The 15,624-nt window shown below is 55.0% G+C and carries 18 protein-coding genes; all 18 read left to right on the top strand.

Going from position 1 to position 15,624, the window contains the following annotated elements; all coding sequences use genetic code 11:
* The first annotated feature begins 49 nt into the window (after nt 1–49).
* The 18 genes from rfaD (at nt 50) to lptC (ending at nt 15,619) form a co-directional block, all read left to right on the top strand.
* Entirely contained in the window at nt 50–967 is a 918-nt protein-coding gene (gene rfaD / locus PHO67_06540; protein MDD5546793.1) for an ADP-glyceromanno-heptose 6-epimerase, read from the top strand.
* Nucleotide 968: 1 nt separating this feature from the next.
* On the top strand, nt 969–1,973 hold the full coding sequence (rfaE1, locus tag PHO67_06545; GenBank protein MDD5546794.1) for a D-glycero-beta-D-manno-heptose-7-phosphate kinase: 1,005 nt from the start codon (nt 969–971) through the stop codon (nt 1,971–1,973).
* Between the two features lie 3 nt (nt 1,974–1,976).
* Complete coding sequence (gene kdsB / locus PHO67_06550) at nt 1,977–2,708, top strand: 3-deoxy-manno-octulosonate cytidylyltransferase (GenBank protein ID MDD5546795.1); 732 nt, start codon at nt 1,977–1,979, stop codon at nt 2,706–2,708.
* Nucleotides 2,705–4,327 (top strand): CTP synthase, encoded by a 1,623-nt coding sequence (locus tag PHO67_06555; protein ID MDD5546796.1) that lies wholly within the window; start codon nt 2,705–2,707, stop codon nt 4,325–4,327. The genes kdsB and PHO67_06555 overlap by 4 nt, the downstream gene beginning before the upstream one ends.
* Nucleotides 4,324–5,154 (top strand): 3-deoxy-8-phosphooctulonate synthase, encoded by an 831-nt coding sequence (kdsA, locus tag PHO67_06560; protein MDD5546797.1) that lies wholly within the window; start codon nt 4,324–4,326, stop codon nt 5,152–5,154. Before PHO67_06555 ends, kdsA begins: the two co-directional genes overlap by 4 nt.
* A 3-nt stretch (nt 5,155–5,157) precedes the next feature.
* On the top strand, nt 5,158–6,114 hold the full coding sequence (locus PHO67_06565) for a KpsF/GutQ family sugar-phosphate isomerase (GenBank protein ID MDD5546798.1): 957 nt from the start codon (nt 5,158–5,160) through the stop codon (nt 6,112–6,114).
* A 1-nt stretch (nt 6,115) separates the two neighbouring features.
* A complete protein-coding gene (locus tag PHO67_06570) occupies nt 6,116–6,613 on the top strand; it encodes an HAD-IIIA family hydrolase (GenBank protein ID MDD5546799.1) in 498 nt (165 codons plus the stop codon).
* Between the two features lie 117 nt (nt 6,614–6,730).
* Nucleotides 6,731–8,428 (top strand): type II secretion system ATPase GspE, encoded by a 1,698-nt coding sequence (gene gspE / locus PHO67_06575; protein ID MDD5546800.1) that lies wholly within the window; start codon nt 6,731–6,733, stop codon nt 8,426–8,428.
* A gap of 2 nt (nt 8,429–8,430) precedes the next feature.
* On the top strand, nt 8,431–9,645 hold the full coding sequence (locus tag PHO67_06580) for a type II secretion system F family protein (protein ID MDD5546801.1): 1,215 nt from the start codon (nt 8,431–8,433) through the stop codon (nt 9,643–9,645).
* A gap of 68 nt (nt 9,646–9,713) precedes the next feature.
* Complete coding sequence (locus PHO67_06585) at nt 9,714–10,169, top strand: type II secretion system protein (protein MDD5546802.1); 456 nt, start codon at nt 9,714–9,716, stop codon at nt 10,167–10,169.
* Between the two features lie 3 nt (nt 10,170–10,172).
* A complete protein-coding gene (locus PHO67_06590; GenBank protein ID MDD5546803.1) occupies nt 10,173–10,544 on the top strand; it encodes a type II secretion system protein in 372 nt (123 codons plus the stop codon).
* Nucleotides 10,534–11,046 carry a hypothetical protein gene (locus PHO67_06595; protein ID MDD5546804.1) on the top strand — a complete coding sequence of 171 codons (513 nt, stop codon included), beginning with the start codon at nt 10,534–10,536 and terminating at the stop codon, nt 11,044–11,046. The genes PHO67_06590 and PHO67_06595 overlap by 11 nt, the downstream gene beginning before the upstream one ends.
* A complete protein-coding gene (locus PHO67_06600) occupies nt 11,043–11,462 on the top strand; it encodes a pilus assembly PilX N-terminal domain-containing protein (GenBank protein ID MDD5546805.1) in 420 nt (139 codons plus the stop codon). The genes PHO67_06595 and PHO67_06600 overlap by 4 nt, the downstream gene beginning before the upstream one ends.
* A complete protein-coding gene (gene pilM / locus PHO67_06605; GenBank protein ID MDD5546806.1) occupies nt 11,459–12,895 on the top strand; it encodes a pilus assembly protein PilM in 1,437 nt (478 codons plus the stop codon). The genes PHO67_06600 and pilM overlap by 4 nt, the downstream gene beginning before the upstream one ends.
* The gene (gene pilO / locus PHO67_06610; GenBank protein ID MDD5546807.1) at nt 12,883–13,464 is read left to right on the top strand and encodes a type 4a pilus biogenesis protein PilO; all 582 of its coding nucleotides are present in this window, start codon (nt 12,883–12,885) and stop codon (nt 13,462–13,464) included. Before pilM ends, pilO begins: the two co-directional genes overlap by 13 nt.
* Entirely contained in the window at nt 13,451–13,867 is a 417-nt protein-coding gene (locus PHO67_06615) for a hypothetical protein (GenBank protein MDD5546808.1), read from the top strand. Before pilO ends, PHO67_06615 begins: the two co-directional genes overlap by 14 nt.
* A 40-nt stretch (nt 13,868–13,907) precedes the next feature.
* Complete coding sequence (locus PHO67_06620; GenBank protein ID MDD5546809.1) at nt 13,908–14,840, top strand: lysophospholipid acyltransferase family protein; 933 nt, start codon at nt 13,908–13,910, stop codon at nt 14,838–14,840.
* Nucleotides 14,837–15,619: an LPS export ABC transporter periplasmic protein LptC gene (gene lptC, locus PHO67_06625; protein MDD5546810.1), complete on the top strand. Its 783-nt coding sequence runs from the start codon at nt 14,837–14,839 to the stop codon at nt 15,617–15,619. The genes PHO67_06620 and lptC overlap by 4 nt, the downstream gene beginning before the upstream one ends.
* Nucleotides 15,620–15,624: the final 5 nt, after the last annotated feature.

Consider the following 15,624-nt stretch of genomic DNA (forward strand, 5'->3'; position numbering starts at 1 on the left):
ATACCGGCGGGTTGGTGGTAAACTTTGTAAGAACAAGGGGTTATCAATAATGAAATTCCTGGTTACCGGAGCCGCCGGATTGATCGGCTCCAACCTCGCAATAGAGCTCCAGAAACACGGCAAAGTCATCGCCTTGGACGACCTTTCGGAGGGGAAGAGGGAGAACCTCGCCCGCTACAAGGGCGATTTCATGCACGCCGACATCCGCAACGCGAATTACCCGAAATTCCTCAAAGAATGCGACGCCATATTCCATGAGGCCGCGATAACCGACACTACCGTGACCGACAGGAACCTGATGTTCTCGGTTAACGTCGACGCCTTCAAGCGCCTCCTCATATACGCGAAATCCATAGGCTGCAAAAAGATAGTCTATGCTTCGAGCGCCGCGACTTACGGGAAAGGCAAAGTCCCGATGAAGGAGACCGACAGGCCTGCGCCGGCGAACATATACGGCGACAGCAAAGTCAGGATGGAACAGGCCGCGAAGGCCTTCGTGAAAGAAAACCCGGATTTCTCGGTCATCGGCCTGCGCTATTTCAACGTATACGGCCCGGGAGAGACGCACAAGAAAAAGGCGGCGAGCATGATATACCAGCTCTACCTGCAGATGGCGGCCGGGAAGAACCCGAGGATATTCAAGTGGGGCGAGCAGTACCGTGATTTCATATATGTCAAAGACGTGGTCGGCGCGAATTTGAAAGCCTTAAAATACGATAAGAGCGGCGTATTCAACGCCGGGACGGGCGCGCCGAATACTTTCAATAAAGTGATAGAAGTCCTGAATAAGGCGATGAAAAAAGACCTGCGGCCGGAGTATTTCGACAACCCCTACGGTTTTTACCAGGACAGGACGCACGCGGATATGTCCTGGAGCAGGGCCGAGCTTAAATTCATCCCCCAATACAGCCTCGAAAAGGGGATAAAAGATTACGTATCCGTCCTCAAAAAAAAGAAAAGGCGCTGATATGTTAAAACATGACGACCTCTCGAAAATAGAGCATACGATATCGAAATTTAACGGCGTGAAGATACTGGTCGTCGGCGACCTGATACTCGACGAGTTCATCTGGGGCGATTCATCGAGGATCTCGCCCGAGGCGCCGGTGCCTGTCGTCCTGGTCGAGCGCGAGTCGCTTATGCCGGGCGGCGCGGCTAACGTGGCGAACAATATCAGCGCGATAGGGGCCAAAGCGTATCTCACCGGGGTGATCGGTAAGGACGAGCATGGCAGGCAGCTCGAGACCATCCTGAAGAGGAAGGGCGTAAACCTCGAGGGCATCGTCTCGGATCCGGAGAGGCCCACGACATTGAAGACGAGGGTTGTCGCGCGCCACCAGCAGGTTGTGAGGATAGACCGGGAGAATTCAAGCCATTTGAGCGGGCCGGTCCATAAGGAGCTCGCGGATTACATAAAGGAAAAGATAAAAGAGGTTGACGGCATAATAATAGAGGATTACGGCAAGGGGGTCATAACCCCGGCCGTCCTGAAAGAGGTGATCCCGCTCGCGAAGAAACGCGGGAAAGTGATAGCCGTCGACCCGAAGGAAGAGCATATTTCATATTATAAAGGGGTGACCGTCATAACTCCCAACCGCAAAGAGGCGGAGGCGATGGGTGGCATAAAGGCGTCGGATGACGCGTCATTGAACAGGCTGGGCCGGTCCCTCCTTCAGAGGTTAAAACTGCAGGCTGCGCTGATCACATTGGGCGAGCAGGGCATGAGGCTCTTCGAGCGCGGAGGCAGGATAACGCATATCCCGACAGTCGCGCAGGAGGTATTTGATGTATCAGGCGCCGGGGATACGGTGATCGCGGTCTTCGCTGCGGCCTTATGCGCCGGGGCGAAGATGATAGAGGCCGCGCATATTTCCAATTTCGCCGGAGGGATAGTAGTAGGCAAGGTCGGCGTCGCGACGACATCGCAGGCGGAATTGAAGGCGCGCATAAAAGACCACCATTGGCAGGCTTAAGTAATGGACGCTATCGGGATAATACCGGCAAGATACGGCGCAACGAGGTTTGAGGGCAAGGTCCTCGCCGACCTCATGGGCAAACCCGTGATCCAGCATGTCTGGGAGAACGCGAGGAGGGCTTCAACCCTCAATGACCTGATAGTGGCGACCGACGACGAAAAGGTAAAAGAAGAGGTGGAGCGTTTCGGGGGAAAAGTAGTGCTTACCTCGAAGGAGCATAAGACAGGGACAGACAGGTTAAGGGAGGTCGTCAACCCGATCGATACCAAAGTCGTCGTGAACATCCAGGCCGACGAGCCGCTCCTGCATCCGTCGATGATAGACGATATCGTCAGGCCGCTCCTCGAGGACAAGGGCATTTCGATGACGACGCTTAAGAAGAAGATAACCGATCCCGAGGACCTCAGGAATCCCAACGTGGTAAAAGTGGTCACCGATAAGAACGGCTACGCGATGTATTTTTCGCGTTCGCCGATCCCGTTCCCGCGTTTCCACGACGGCGTCGTCTTTTACAAGCACATCGGGCTTTACGGTTTCAAAAAAGAATTTCTTTTCACGTTCACTACCCTCCCTGTTTCGGCCCTGGAGAACATAGAGGGGCTGGAGCAGTTGCGCGTCCTCGAGAACGGCTACAAGATAAAAGTCGCCGAGACGCAGTTCGATACCATCGGCATCGACACGCCTGAAGACCTCGATCGCGCTAAAGAAGTATTAATATCGAGGAGTAAATGACAAAATACATATTCATAACCGGAGGAGTCGTTTCCAGCCTGGGTAAAGGCATTGCTTCCGCCTCGATAGGGAAACTTCTTGAGACGAAAGGGTTAAAGATAACGATGATGAAGCTAGACCCTTACATAAATGTCGATCCCGGTACCATGAACCCTTTCCAGCACGGCGAGGTCTACGTGACCGATGACGGCGCCGAGACCGACCTAGACCTGGGGCATTACGAGAGGTTCACTTCCGTGGTCACCGGAAAAGACAGCAATGTCACTACCGGCAAGATCTATAATTCGGTCATCACAAAAGAGCGGCGCGGCGATTATCTCGGCGGGACAGTCCAGGTTGTCCCGCACATAACCAACGAGATAAAGGATTCGATAAAAAGGGTCGGCAGGGGCAAGGGCGTAGATGTCGTGTTATGCGAGATAGGCGGTACGGTCGGAGATATCGAGTCGCTGCCTTTCCTCGAGGCGATAAGGCAGCTCAGGCTCGAGAAGGGCCGCGGCAGTGTCCTGAACATACACCTTACCCTCGTGCCTTATATCAAGGCCGCCGGCGAACTCAAGACGAAACCCACCCAGCATTCGGTCCAGAAATTACGCGAGATAGGGATCCAGGCCGACATACTCCTTTGCAGGACGGAAAAATCCCTCTCCAGGAAATTAAAAGAAAAAATCGCGCTATTCTGCAACGTCGATGAGGACGCAGTCTTCGAGGCGAAGGACGTCAGGGATATATACGAAGTCCCGCTGATGTTCAAGGAGCAGGGTCTCGACAAGACGATCGTGAAGATGCTCTGCCTGCATGGCCGCGACAAGGGGTTGAAGGACTGGGTCGAGAAGGTCATCAAGCCCGCGCTCAACCCGTCGAAAAATACCACGATCGCGGTGGTGGGGAAATATATTGAACTTCAGGACGCGTACAAATCTATCTACGAGGCGCTGCGCCACGGCGGTATCGCCAATAACGCGCGCGTAGATATAAAAAGGGTCGAGTCCGAGAGCCTTGAGAGATACGGCGCCGAGAAACTGCTCAGCGCCGTGGACGGCATACTCGTCCCCGGGGGGTTCGGGACGAGGGGGGTAGAGGGGAAGATCAGGGCGGTGAAGTTCGCGCGCGAGAATAAGATCCCGTTCTTCGGGATATGCCTCGGGATGCAGTGCGCCACTATCGAGTTTGCGAGAAACGTTTGCGGACTCGATAGGGCAAACTCCACCGAGTTCGACAAGAATACCCCGCATCCGGCGATAAGCCTCCTGGAGGAGCAGCGGAAAGTTACGCAGATGGGCGGGACGATGCGGCTCGGGAAATTCCCCTGCAGGATCAGGAAGAACACGAAGACCTACGAGGCGTATAAAAAGCCTCTTGTATACGAAAGGCACCGCCACAGGTATGAATTCAACAACAAATACCAGGACGCGATGGCGAAATGCGGGCTTATAGTGACCGGCGTCTTCCCTAAGGCAAGGCTTGTGGAGATCATCGAGTTACAGGGGCACCCGTGGTTCATAGGATGCCAGTTCCACCCTGAGTTCAAATCGAAGCCGGATAATTGCCAGCCGCTCTTCAGGGAATTTGTACGGGCCTCGATAGAGTCCGGATCAAAAAGGGACAATAGCCAATGACAAAGACCGTATCGGCAGGCAGGATAAGGATAGGCGGCAGGGGGCCGCTCGTTTTAATAGCGGGCCCTTGCGTCATCGAGAGCGAACGATCGGCTGTGCGCCACGCGAAGGCGATAAAAGCGATAGCGGAGCGCCTAGATATCCCGTACATCTATAAGTCGAGCTACGATAAGGCGAACAGGACGTCGATGAGGTCGTACCGCGGCCCGGGGATTAAAAAGGGGATACGGATCCTTAAAAGGGTAAAGGAGGAGACCGGCCTTCCTATGCTGAGCGATGTCCATTGCAAGGAGGAACTCGACGCCGCGGCGCGGGTCCTCGATGTCATCCAGATACCGGCGTTCCTTTCCCGCCAGACCGATTTCATAATCGCGGCAGCCAAGACTAAAAAAACGATAAATATAAAAAAGGGCCAGTTCATGGCGCCGTGGGACGTAGGATTTGCGATAGAAAAAGTCGAATCGGCCGGGAACAGGTCCATAATAATTACCGAGAGGGGCGTCAGTTTCGGATACAATAATCTCATAAGCGACATGAGGGCGCTGCCGATCCTGGCCGGGCTGGGTTATCCGGTCGTATACGACGCCACGCATTCGGTCCAATTGCCCGGCGGGATGGGCAAGGCGTCGGGCGGCGAGGGCAGGTTCATCCCGGTCCTGGCGCGCGCGGCGGTTGCCGCGGGATGCGACGGCTTATTCCTCGAGGTCCACGAGGACCCCAGATGCGCCTTATGCGACGGGCCTAATTCTCTGGCGCTTAAAGACCTTGAAGAGTTACTGGTGACCGTAAAAGAGATAGATTCGGCCGTAAAAAGAAAAGGGATATAAGATATGATGAGGCGGGCTAAGGAAGTCCTTAAGATCGAGGCGGACGCTATTTCTTCGCTCATAAAGCGGGTCGACGCGAATTTCGAAAAGGCGGTCAAGCTCATGCTTGCCTGCAGGGGAAAGGTAGTCGTTACCGGAATGGGGAAACCCGGTTTTATCAGCGCGAAGATCTCGGCGACATTGTCGTCGACCGGGACGCCCAGCCTCTACCTGCATCCGGCCGACGCGATACACGGAGACCTCGGCAGGGTCACGAAAGATGATGTCGTCCTGGCCATATCAAATTCGGGAGAGACTGAGGAGATAATAAGGCTCCTTCCCACTTTAAAGAAGATCGGCGCGAAGCTCATAGCAATGGTAGGGAATACTGAATCTTCGCTCGCGAGGTACAGCGATGTCGTGCTTAACGTTGCGGTCAAGAGGGAGGCGTGCCCCTTGAATCTTGCGCCTACTGCTTCGACGACAGCGATGCTCGCGATGGGAGACGCGCTCGCGATAGCCCTGCTCGACCGCCGCGGCTTTAGAGAGGAGGATTTCGCGTTCTATCACCCGGGCGGATCTATCGGCAAGAGGCTTATCTTGAAGGTCGGGGATATAATGAGGAAAGGCAAGGCAAACCCGGTAGTAAAAGATGACGCGAAGGTAAAGGCCGTCCTCCTTAGAATAACCGAGGCGCGGGCCGGTTCAGCAAGCGTCGTGAACAAGAACGGCGTCCTAGTCGGCATATTCACCGACGGCGACCTGAGGCGGCATCTGGGTAAGGACGCTGCGCTTCCCCTTAGGCAGGTCAGGGAGGTCATGACCAGGAACCCTATCACGATATCGGAAGAGATGCTCGCCGCGGACGCGTTCCGGATCCTGCGCGAGAGGAAGATAGACGAAATACCGGTCGTCGACAATAAGAGGAAGCCCATAGGCCTTGTCGACGTGCAGGATCTCTTGAAGGCGGGGCTTGTTTAGTATGGATATCCGGGAAAGGGCCGCCAAGATAAAGCTGCTTATCCTGGACGTCGACGGGGTCATGACAGACGGCAAGATAATATACGACAACTACGGCGACGAGTTCAAGGCGTTCGACGTTCAAGATGGGTATGGCCTGACCCTCTGGTGGAGGGCCGGCCTGAAGTCCGCGATAGTGACCGCCAAGAAATCCCGCATAGTCTCCCGCAGGGCAAAGATCTGCCATATCACCAAGGCCTTTATGAACGTGAAAGACAAGGGCGCGGTCTATGAAAAGATCCTCAGGATATTCAAACTTACCGATGAAGAGGCGTGCTTTATCGGTGACGACCTGATAGATATGCCGATCATGAAGCGCGCCGGCCTCGCCGTCGCAGTCCCTTACAGCAGGCCCGAGGTCAAATCAGCCGCCCATTACACCACGAATGCCGGAAGCGGCCGCGGCGCGATACGCGAGCTTATAGAGATCATCCTCAAGGCCCAGAATAAATGGCCGTAATAGGCCCCAGCCCAAAATACGTTGACAAAAAAATCCCGCTCACGTATACTATTTAATCGGAATAAGTTAACAATTTAAAAAGTCGTAAAAAAGCAGCCCTTCTTACAAGGAGTGGTGATGCCGAAGGGAGAGAAGAAGTCTCTTGGCGAAGCTCTGGTCGAGCGCGGCCTTGTTACTCCGGAGAAGCTCAAGAAGGCTAAGGAGGAGGCCGACAAGACAAAAGAGCCACTTCGCCGTGTCCTGACAAGGCTCGGCATGGTCGAAGAGGACGCCATCATCTCCTTTTTCGAACAGCAGCTCGGCATCCCGCGCATAGATTTCTCGAATTATTTCATCGACCCCAAAGTCATCGATATCCTCCCCGAAAATTTCTGCAGAAAGAACATGATCCTTCCTTTATTCAAGATCGGAGGGACCCTTACCATCGCCATGGTAGACCCGCTGGATATCTTTGCCCTGGACGAAGCCCACCTTAAGGCCAAATGCGAAGTGGAACCTGTCGTCGTCCCGGAGAAGGAACTTATAAGGGCCTTCGACCAGTATTACGGCGCGCGCGGGACGATGGATGATATCGTAAAATCCGTCGATAAAGATAAATTTCAGATAAAAGAAGGCGCGGAATCCGACCTCAAGGCCCTGCAGGGGCTAGTCGAGGAGGCGCCGATAGTCAAGCTCGTGAATCTCCTGATAAGCGAGGCGATAAAGGCCGGGGCCTCGGATATACACATAGAACCCGACGAGATCTTCCTGGGGACGAGATACAGGGTTGACGGCGTCCTGCACGAGGTCATGTCCCCGCCGAAAGACCTCCAGTCGGCGATAATATCGAGGATAAAGATCCTCTCGGGAATGGATATCGCGGAGAAGAGGGTCCCGCAGGACGGGAGGTTCCAGCTGAAGATCGAGAACCGCCAGATAGACTGCAGGGTCTCCACTATTCCCACCGTTTACGGTGAAAATGTGGTCATGAGGCTCCTCGACCTGAACAGCATCCTCTTGGGGTTGAGCGAACTCGGTTTCTCCCGTGAGATGCTTAACGTATACGAGAAACTTATACGCAGGCCTTACGGCATAATACTCGTGACCGGCCCGACCGGCTCCGGCAAGACGACCACGCTATACTCGTCGTTGAGCACCATAAATTCCCCGGAAAAGAATATCGTGACGATAGAAGACCCGATCGAATACAGGTTGAAGCTCGTGCGGCAGATGCAGATAAATACGAAGGCCGGGCTCACTTTCGCAAACGGCCTGCGTTCCATCCTCCGGCAGGACCCGGACATCATAATGGTAGGCGAGATCCGCGACCTCGACACCGCCGAGGTCGCGATACAGGCGGCGCTTACCGGCCATCTCGTATTATCTACGCTCCATACCAACGACGCTCCCGGCGCGGTCGCGCGCCTGGTGGACATGGGCGTCGAACCGTTCTTGGTCAGCTCTTCGGTGCTGGCCGTCATAGCCCAGAGGCTCGTCCGCGTCATATGCAAGGATTGCAGGGAGAACTACGTTCCCTCCGCTAAATTATTGGAAGAAGTGGGCCTGTCATCATCGAAACAGGTAAAGTTTTACCGCGGCAGGGGCTGCGACAAGTGCCTGCATACCGGGTATAAAGGCAGGGTCGGCATATTCGAATTGATGCAGCCCGACGACGCGATAAGGGCGCTTACCGTCGCAAAAGCCTCTTCCACAGAGATAAGGAAGGCCGCCATCAAGAGCGGCATGAAGACGATGCAGGAGGACGGCATAGAGAAGGTCAAGGCCGGCATAACTACCCTCGAGGAAGTCATGAGGGTGACCCAGCAGGAAGGATAAGCATGTCCTTATACCGCTATAAGGCGAGAGACGAATCGGGGAAATTCGTGGAGGGGGTGATGGAAGCCCCGGCAGAAGCCGATCTCGTCGAAAAACTCCGCAAGATGGGATACGTGATAACCGGGGTCTCGATCGCCTCCGGCAGATTTTCTGTCGGCGACTTTATCGGCGGGTTCGGGGGCATAAAACCCGAGGATATGATCTTTTTTAATATCCAGTTATCGAATATGCTCGAAGCGGGGTTGCCCCTGCTGACATCGCTTAGGACCATCTCCGCGCAGACGGAGAACAGGAGGCTTAAAAAATTACTGGAAGACGTCACGGTCAAGGTGGAGACAGGTTCTTCGTTCTCCGAGGCGCTTACGGCCCACCCGCTGGCTTTTCCCAGGCTCACGATAAGCATGGTCAAGGCGGGCGAGGCGAGCGGCAACCTCTCCCTCGTGTTGAAGAGGCTGGCCGATTTCGGCGAGAACGAGATGGACCTTAGGCAGAAGGTCAGCGGCGCGTTATTGTATCCCGCGGTCCTGTCCGTAGCCGCGGCCGTCGTCATATTATTCATAGTCACGTTCATAATACCGAAGTTCGCGGATATATTCTTGCGGGCAAATATCCCGCTCCCGATCGTCACGCGCATACTCTACGGCGCGGGGATGGCGATAAAGGATTACTGGTACATTTTCGTCCTTGGCCTGACCGCGCTTTTCCTGGCCGCGCGTATCTACGCGGATACCCGCGGAGGGCGCTTCAAGGTCGACGCCCTTAAACTTTCCGTCCCGGTGGTCGGTCCGCTCATCCGCAAGGCGGCCATAGCCAGGTTCGCCCGGATGCTCTCCACGCTTTCGGCGAGCGGCGTGGATATACTCGAATCGCTGGAGATACTCGAGGCGACTATCGGCAACGAGGTTTTGTCGCGCGTGGTCGCGAAAGCGCGCGAGGCGGTGCGCGGCGGGAGCAAGATATCAGAGCCGCTTAAAGCGAGCGCGGAGTTCCCTCCGGATACGGTCCAGATGATCGCGGCAGGCGAAGAGACCGGCAACCTCGACATAATGCTGAATAAGGTCGCCGATCTCTACGAGGCGGCTGTCGCTTACCACATAAAGAGGCTCACGTCCCTTCTCGAGCCGGCATTTTTATTGATAATGGGTAGTGTCGTGGCCGTCATCATGGCCTCGATACTGGTTCCGATGTTCGATTTAGTAAAAGTACTAAGAAAATAAGTGGTAGATGATTAACATCTGCCGCGAATGGTAGACGCTAGAGCGTCTACCGGAAAGGGGGAAGTAAGATGAGGAAGGGGTTTACGCTTGTAGAACTTCTTATCGTCATCATGGTCATCGCGATATTAATAGGCATCGCGTTGCCGAGGTTCGGAGGCATGCGCGACGAGGGCAACACGACCAAGGCCTCCGCGGAGTTGAGGACGTTGCAGGCAGCGGTCGAATCGTGGTATATGCACCGCAACCCGCATACGTATCCGGCTGCGGGCGGCAGCTGGGAGACCCAGTTAACGACGGCCATCCCGCAGATACTCGGATCTGTTCTGTATGACCCGTTCGGCGCCTCGGCGACGACGCAGTACAGATATGCGGTCAGCGGCGCCTATTATGTGATCTGGTCTCTCGGCCCCAACAGGACGGCTACGATAACAGGTATCAGCAACACGGGAACGGTTAATCCCGCAGGCGCGACAGGCGATGATATCTTCGTCTCAAACGGGACTCCGGGTTCAGGAGGTTTTTAGCTTTTGGCCAAGGTCGGCGCGCGCGGTTTTACGCTGATAGAGATCCTGATCGTGATCGCGCTTTTCGCGGCCGGCGCGGTAGTGCTGCTGCAAATATTAAGTATGGGCATTTACGGCAGCGTCGAGAACGAGAATACGGTGCTCGCTACCGCGCTTGCGCAGGTGAAGATGGAAGAGATGCGCAACGTCCCGTATGCCTCGATAGTCCCCGAGGCGAGGACGATAGCAGGCAGCCCTTACACGTTATTTGATATGGAGGTCCTGGTCCTGGGCGCTAAACCGAACCTTAAACAGGTAACGGTCAATATCTATTGTAGGCAAAGGTCGGGAGACGTGAAGATATCCTTAGTCACGTATGTCTCGGATGTCAATTAGGGACGGGCGCGGCCTCACCCTGATAGAGGTCGTCTTTAATATGGCGCTCGTTTCCGTTTTAATGTGCGCCATAGCCCTTACTTATATGGTCGGGTTAAGGGTATTGGGCGAAGAAATGACGAGGGGCGGCTTCATTAAAGATATATCTTACGGACTGAATACTATGTCATGCGACCTGAGGCAGGCCACGTCTTTTATAGCGCCGACGGACACCCGCAGCCTGACTTTCCTCGCGGATGTCGACGGCGACGGCAGTCAGGAGACTATCCGTTACCGGCTGTCGCGCGGCAACCTGCTGCGCACGCAGGACGGCGCCGGGGCGCCGGTGGTGGCGCGGAACGTCCAGTCGCTGGCGTTCAGGTATTACAGGCCCGATGATAACACCAACCCGATGCGCGTGATAGTCCCGTCCCAGATAAGGGTCGTGGAGATCGACCTGACATTTGCGAGCGGGGCGGAATCGATCCAATTCACGGCTAAAGTCAGGCCGAGGGGCATATGAGAGGGCGTGGTTTCGCGCTGATAGTAACGTTTGTGTTTATGACGGCCCTCGCCGTCATGACGATGGCTATAATATCCATGGTCTCTTCCAATACAAGGTCCGCCGGATTTCAGCTTGACGATACGAAGGCGTTATATCTGGCCCAGGCAGGCGTTGACAATATATTGAGCGATGTGCGGGCCGGGCGTCCGGTAGCGGCCGTTCCCGCGCCCATACCGCTCGGCGACGGGACGGTCGAGTATGTAGCGGTCACACGCGTTTCCGATACGTTAACTATCGATGTGCGGGGCAAGATGCCTCTGGACCGCCCCGCATCAGGGAAAGAGGTAAAAGCGCGCCTCGTCGCTGTCTATACGGACGACGGAAGCGGCAAGTTCCTTGCATGCTCTTCCTGGAAAGAGAGTTACGAGCAATGAATTTCAAAAAGAAAGAGATATATATAGGCATAGATATCGGTTCCTCGGCGATAAAGGCGGTCGAGATAGGGACCGGGCCTGCCGGAGATATCATTTTAAAAAAAGCCGGCCTCGTCCCGAAAGAGGAAGGCGTAAAGAAGGCTGTGGCCGGCATGAATGTCAAATCCGCCAGGGTCACCTGCGTAGCCGATTGCCCGGAAGGATGCCTGCGTTATTTCACGATACCAAAGATGTCGGACCGGGAGATACCCGAGGCGGTGAGATGGCAGGTGAAAGAGAAGGTATCCCTGCCGCTTGACGAGCTTTTCATGGATTACAAACTGCAAGAGACCGCCGAGGGCGGCATAAGCAAATACAAAGTAAAACTGGCCGTTATGCCGGCAAAGGCGGTAGACAGTATAGTAGGAGCCCTCGCCGGGGCGGCCATCAGCCCGGCCGCGCTCTTCCCGCCGCCTCTTGCCATAGAGAAGCTGTCGAACCGCATGGGCCTTCAGGGAGGCGAGGCCGCCGCGGTCGTGGATATCGGGCATAATTATACCGGGATAAATATCACAAAAGACGGTTATCTTGCGTTCACAAGAAATGTCAATTCAGGCGCCGCCGCGATCACTAAAGACCTGAACCGCCCGGCGGCGGAACGGCTGGCGCAGGAGATCGACCGGTCCCTCCACTATTACGGGGACGAATCGTCCGGCGACAAGGTCAGGTCGGTCGTCCTCACGGGCGGCGGCGCGTCGATAAAGGGACTTGCGGAATTTTTACAGGAGAACCTCGGCGTTCCGGTCTCTCAGGGAGACCCATTTAAGGGGATCTCTTTGGAAAAGGGAGCGCTCGCAGATCCGGCCCCGGCATCAGGCATCTTCGCCGGCGCCGTAGGCGCGGCCTTAAGCGAAGGCCGGGGGATAAACCTTTTGCCGCCGGAATTAAAACAAAAGACCATACGCACATTCGAGAAAGCGGCGGTCGAGTCGGTAGTAGCCGCGGTCGCAGTTTCCCTGGTACTCTCTTTTATCGGCATGAGGGTGCAGCTGGCTAACTACGACAAGAAGATAAGCTACGGGATAAAGGAAATGGAGGTCATAAAACCCCAGCTGGAGATAACATCGCATTATGAGCGCCTAGCCGCGGAGCTCTCCGAAAGGAAGGCGTTTATCGACTCGGTCCTCTCGGGCATCCCGCCGTGGAAAGAGACGTTAAAAGAACTCAGCAACAGGCTCCCGAAATACGCGGTCCTCTCGAGCCTTAAGGCTGACGCGTCCGGTTTAGAGATAAGCGGCCAGATCACAGGCGACGTCAAGGACCGCGAAAAGGCCCTGTCCGGAATCATATCGTCGCTTGAAGGAGGCATGTTCAAGAGCGTGACGCTATTGAACGCCAAGATGGGCGAAGGCACGAATTCAAATACGGAGTTCGATATCAAATGCCTGTTCTGAAAAATATAGGACTGAAGAAGAATAAGACGGCTGTGGCGGTCATCGCCGGGATCGTTATATTCCTTATCCTGTTCGCGGTGGTCCTCGCTCCGGCGAGGAAGGAACTGGCCGAGAAGAAGAAGACCTGGCGCGAGCTCAATGCCCAGCTTACCGCCGGTCGCAATAAACTTTCCGCGTTCAAATTGGATAAGGCCGGGGTAGAGGCGAAAGTCGGGGACCTGCGCAAGCGGCTCCCTTCAAAGAGCCCGACGCCGGCGATACTCGAGGAATTAGCGAAGAAGGGCAAGGAGCTCAACATAGATTTCATCTCGATAACGCCCCAGCCGGCCGAACCGCTCCCGGAGATGACCGCGGCATTCAATTGCAAGGCGTTACCTATAGACATAAAGATGAGGGCGGCCTATAAGAGCCTCGGGGATTATCTCGGATCGCTGGATAGCTTCGAAAGCAGTTTTGCGGCCGTCCCGGAATTCCGGATTGCGAAAGATGAGAGGACGTTCCCGAAATTGATAGTGGATATGAAGGTGTTCACGTATACACTGGAAGAGGCAGAAAGTGGACAAGAATAAGCAGCAATTAGTCATCCTTGGGGTAGTCATCGCGATATTTATTGCCGTTACCGCGATGGCCGTCCTGAAGCCGCGCGCTAAAAAGCCGGAGGAGGCAAAGGCCGCTCCCGCGGCCGCAGCCCCGGCCCAAAAACCCGTCTTCCAAAAAGAGCGTATGACAAGCTTGTTCAAATCCTGGGGCAGGGACCCGTTCGCGATCGGCGGCGGGCCGGCCGAGGTCGGCGCAGGCCCGGCATCTCTCAGCGGGATATTCTGCGACCCCGGGAAGAGCTATTGCATAATAGACGGCAAGGTGGCGAAAGTGGGCGACCAGGTATCGGGATACAAGATATTGGAGATAACGAAAGACACCGTGACCGTCAAGTCCGGTGATGAGATAAGGACCCTCAGGATCGGCCATTAAAACTTGACTCGGGGCCTATCTTCTGCTATCATAACGCGTTGTGAAGCACAGAATCAGGAGAAGGTATCTTTATTACCTTCTTAGGACAGCCAGTTTTATCTCTCTTCTCTTCCCGATAAAAATTAACAAATTTTTAGGCAGGCGAATGGGAGAGTTCGCCTTTTTTTTGGTGCCCGGACACAGGAAGAGCGCGATAGAGAACCTCAGGATCGCGTTCAAAGGCGAGAAGACCGAAGCCGAGATAAGGGCTGTCGCTAGGGGCGTCTTCCGTAACCTGGGGGAGAACCTTTTTGAGATATTAAGCGCCCCGAAACTTACCCCCCGCAACATAGACAGGCACGTAAGGATAAAAGGGCTCGGGATCGTAGACAAGGCTCTTTCACAGAAGAGGGGTTTTATAGTCCTCTCGGCGCATTTAGGAAACTGGGAACTCCTTGCCGGGTGGTTCGGGCTCAAGAAATACCCGGTGAACGTCCTCGCCCGCAGGCTGCGTTACGTGAAGTTTGACAATTGGATGAACGGCCTGCGCCGGAAGATGGACGTCAACGTCGTGATGCGGGACGAGTCGGCCAAGACGATGCTCAGGCTGTTGCGCGGCGGGCAATCGATCGCGATACTTGCCGACCAGGATATATCCTCCCTCGACGGGGTTTTTGTGGATTTCTTCGGGCGTCCGGCTTACACGCCGACCGCGCCGGTCATACTTGCCCTCGCAACGGCTGTGCCTATAATACCGATGTTCATAGTGCGCGAGGGGAATAGCCACACCATATATGTAGAGGAGCCGCTCGAGCTCGAGATAACCGGCAATAAAGAGAACGATACAAAAATAAATACGGAAAAGTGGTCGAAGGTCGTCGAGTCGTATATACGGAAGTATCCTTCGCAATGGGTCTGGATGCATAACAGATGGAAGACGAACCCCCAGACTGCGAAAGGGTTCGTCCCGAATGAAATGAAGGGCCCAAAATGAGACTAAATAAGGTCGCGACCGCACTGCTGGTGGTGTTTTTGTTCACGGGCTGTGAAGGCAAACAGGCGAAAGCGCCGGCCCCGCCCGAGGAAGAGGCGGAGATCTCGGGCGACCAGAAGATGATGGCGTTCTCGCTGTCAGGTTTCGAGAAGACCGGCAAGAAGAAATGGGAGGTCCAGGGCAAATCTGCGGATATAGTCTCCGAGGTGGTCAATCTTACCGATATCGTAGCTAAGGCCTACGGCGACCAGAGCGACATGACGCTTACGGCCGACAAGGGCTCGTTCGACAGGGCCACAAACGACGCGCACTTCGAGTCGAACGTCGTGGTCAGCGGCACTAACGGCACGGAGATGAAGACGGACGCTCTCGATTGGAAGAACGCCGAACAGAAGGTAGTGACCGATAAGCCGGTCGTGATGAAGTCCGACGCAAAGGGAAAGAGCGTAGGCGAGTTCGCCACCAAAACGCCTACGACCATAACCTGCGACGGGCCGATGGAGATAGATTACGGCAAAAGTTACGCCGTCTTCAATAAGAACGTCAAGGTAGAAGACGAGCGCGGCCAGGTATTCTGCGACACGGCGACGGCATATTACGACACGAAGACAAAACAGGTCTCAAAAATAGTAGCCAGGGGAAACGTGAAGATAATGAGGGAAGGCAGCTGGACGTACAGCGACGAGGCGATTTACCTCGCGCCTGAGCAAAAGGTCATCCTCACGGGATCTCCCAAGGTAATGATATATCCCGAAGATAAGAAAGAAAAGAAAAAATAAGGATC

The organism is Candidatus Omnitrophota bacterium (assembly GCA_028716565.1).
In the GTDB taxonomy this organism is placed as follows: domain Bacteria; phylum Omnitrophota; class Gorgyraeia; order Pluralincolimonadales; family Pluralincolimonadaceae; genus Pluralincolimonas.

Coding starts and splice junctions, on each gene's coding strand:
- rfaD (MDD5546793.1), top strand. CDS start 50: ATGAAATTCCTGGTTACCGGAGCCGCCGGATTGATCGGCTCCAACCTC.
- rfaE1 (MDD5546794.1), top strand. CDS start 969: ATGTTAAAACATGACGACCTCTCGAAAATAGAGCATACGATATCGAAA.
- kdsB (MDD5546795.1), top strand. CDS start 1,977: ATGGACGCTATCGGGATAATACCGGCAAGATACGGCGCAACGAGGTTT.
- PHO67_06555 (MDD5546796.1), top strand. CDS start 2,705: ATGACAAAATACATATTCATAACCGGAGGAGTCGTTTCCAGCCTGGGT.
- kdsA (MDD5546797.1), top strand. CDS start 4,324: ATGACAAAGACCGTATCGGCAGGCAGGATAAGGATAGGCGGCAGGGGG.
- PHO67_06565 (MDD5546798.1), top strand. CDS start 5,158: ATGATGAGGCGGGCTAAGGAAGTCCTTAAGATCGAGGCGGACGCTATT.
- PHO67_06570 (MDD5546799.1), top strand. CDS start 6,116: ATGGATATCCGGGAAAGGGCCGCCAAGATAAAGCTGCTTATCCTGGAC.
- gspE (MDD5546800.1), top strand. CDS start 6,731: ATGCCGAAGGGAGAGAAGAAGTCTCTTGGCGAAGCTCTGGTCGAGCGC.
- PHO67_06580 (MDD5546801.1), top strand. CDS start 8,431: ATGTCCTTATACCGCTATAAGGCGAGAGACGAATCGGGGAAATTCGTG.
- PHO67_06585 (MDD5546802.1), top strand. CDS start 9,714: ATGAGGAAGGGGTTTACGCTTGTAGAACTTCTTATCGTCATCATGGTC.
- PHO67_06595 (MDD5546804.1), top strand. CDS start 10,534: ATGTCAATTAGGGACGGGCGCGGCCTCACCCTGATAGAGGTCGTCTTT.
- PHO67_06600 (MDD5546805.1), top strand. CDS start 11,043: ATGAGAGGGCGTGGTTTCGCGCTGATAGTAACGTTTGTGTTTATGACG.
- pilM (MDD5546806.1), top strand. CDS start 11,459: ATGAATTTCAAAAAGAAAGAGATATATATAGGCATAGATATCGGTTCC.
- pilO (MDD5546807.1), top strand. CDS start 12,883: ATGCCTGTTCTGAAAAATATAGGACTGAAGAAGAATAAGACGGCTGTG.
- lptC (MDD5546810.1), top strand. CDS start 14,837: ATGAGACTAAATAAGGTCGCGACCGCACTGCTGGTGGTGTTTTTGTTC.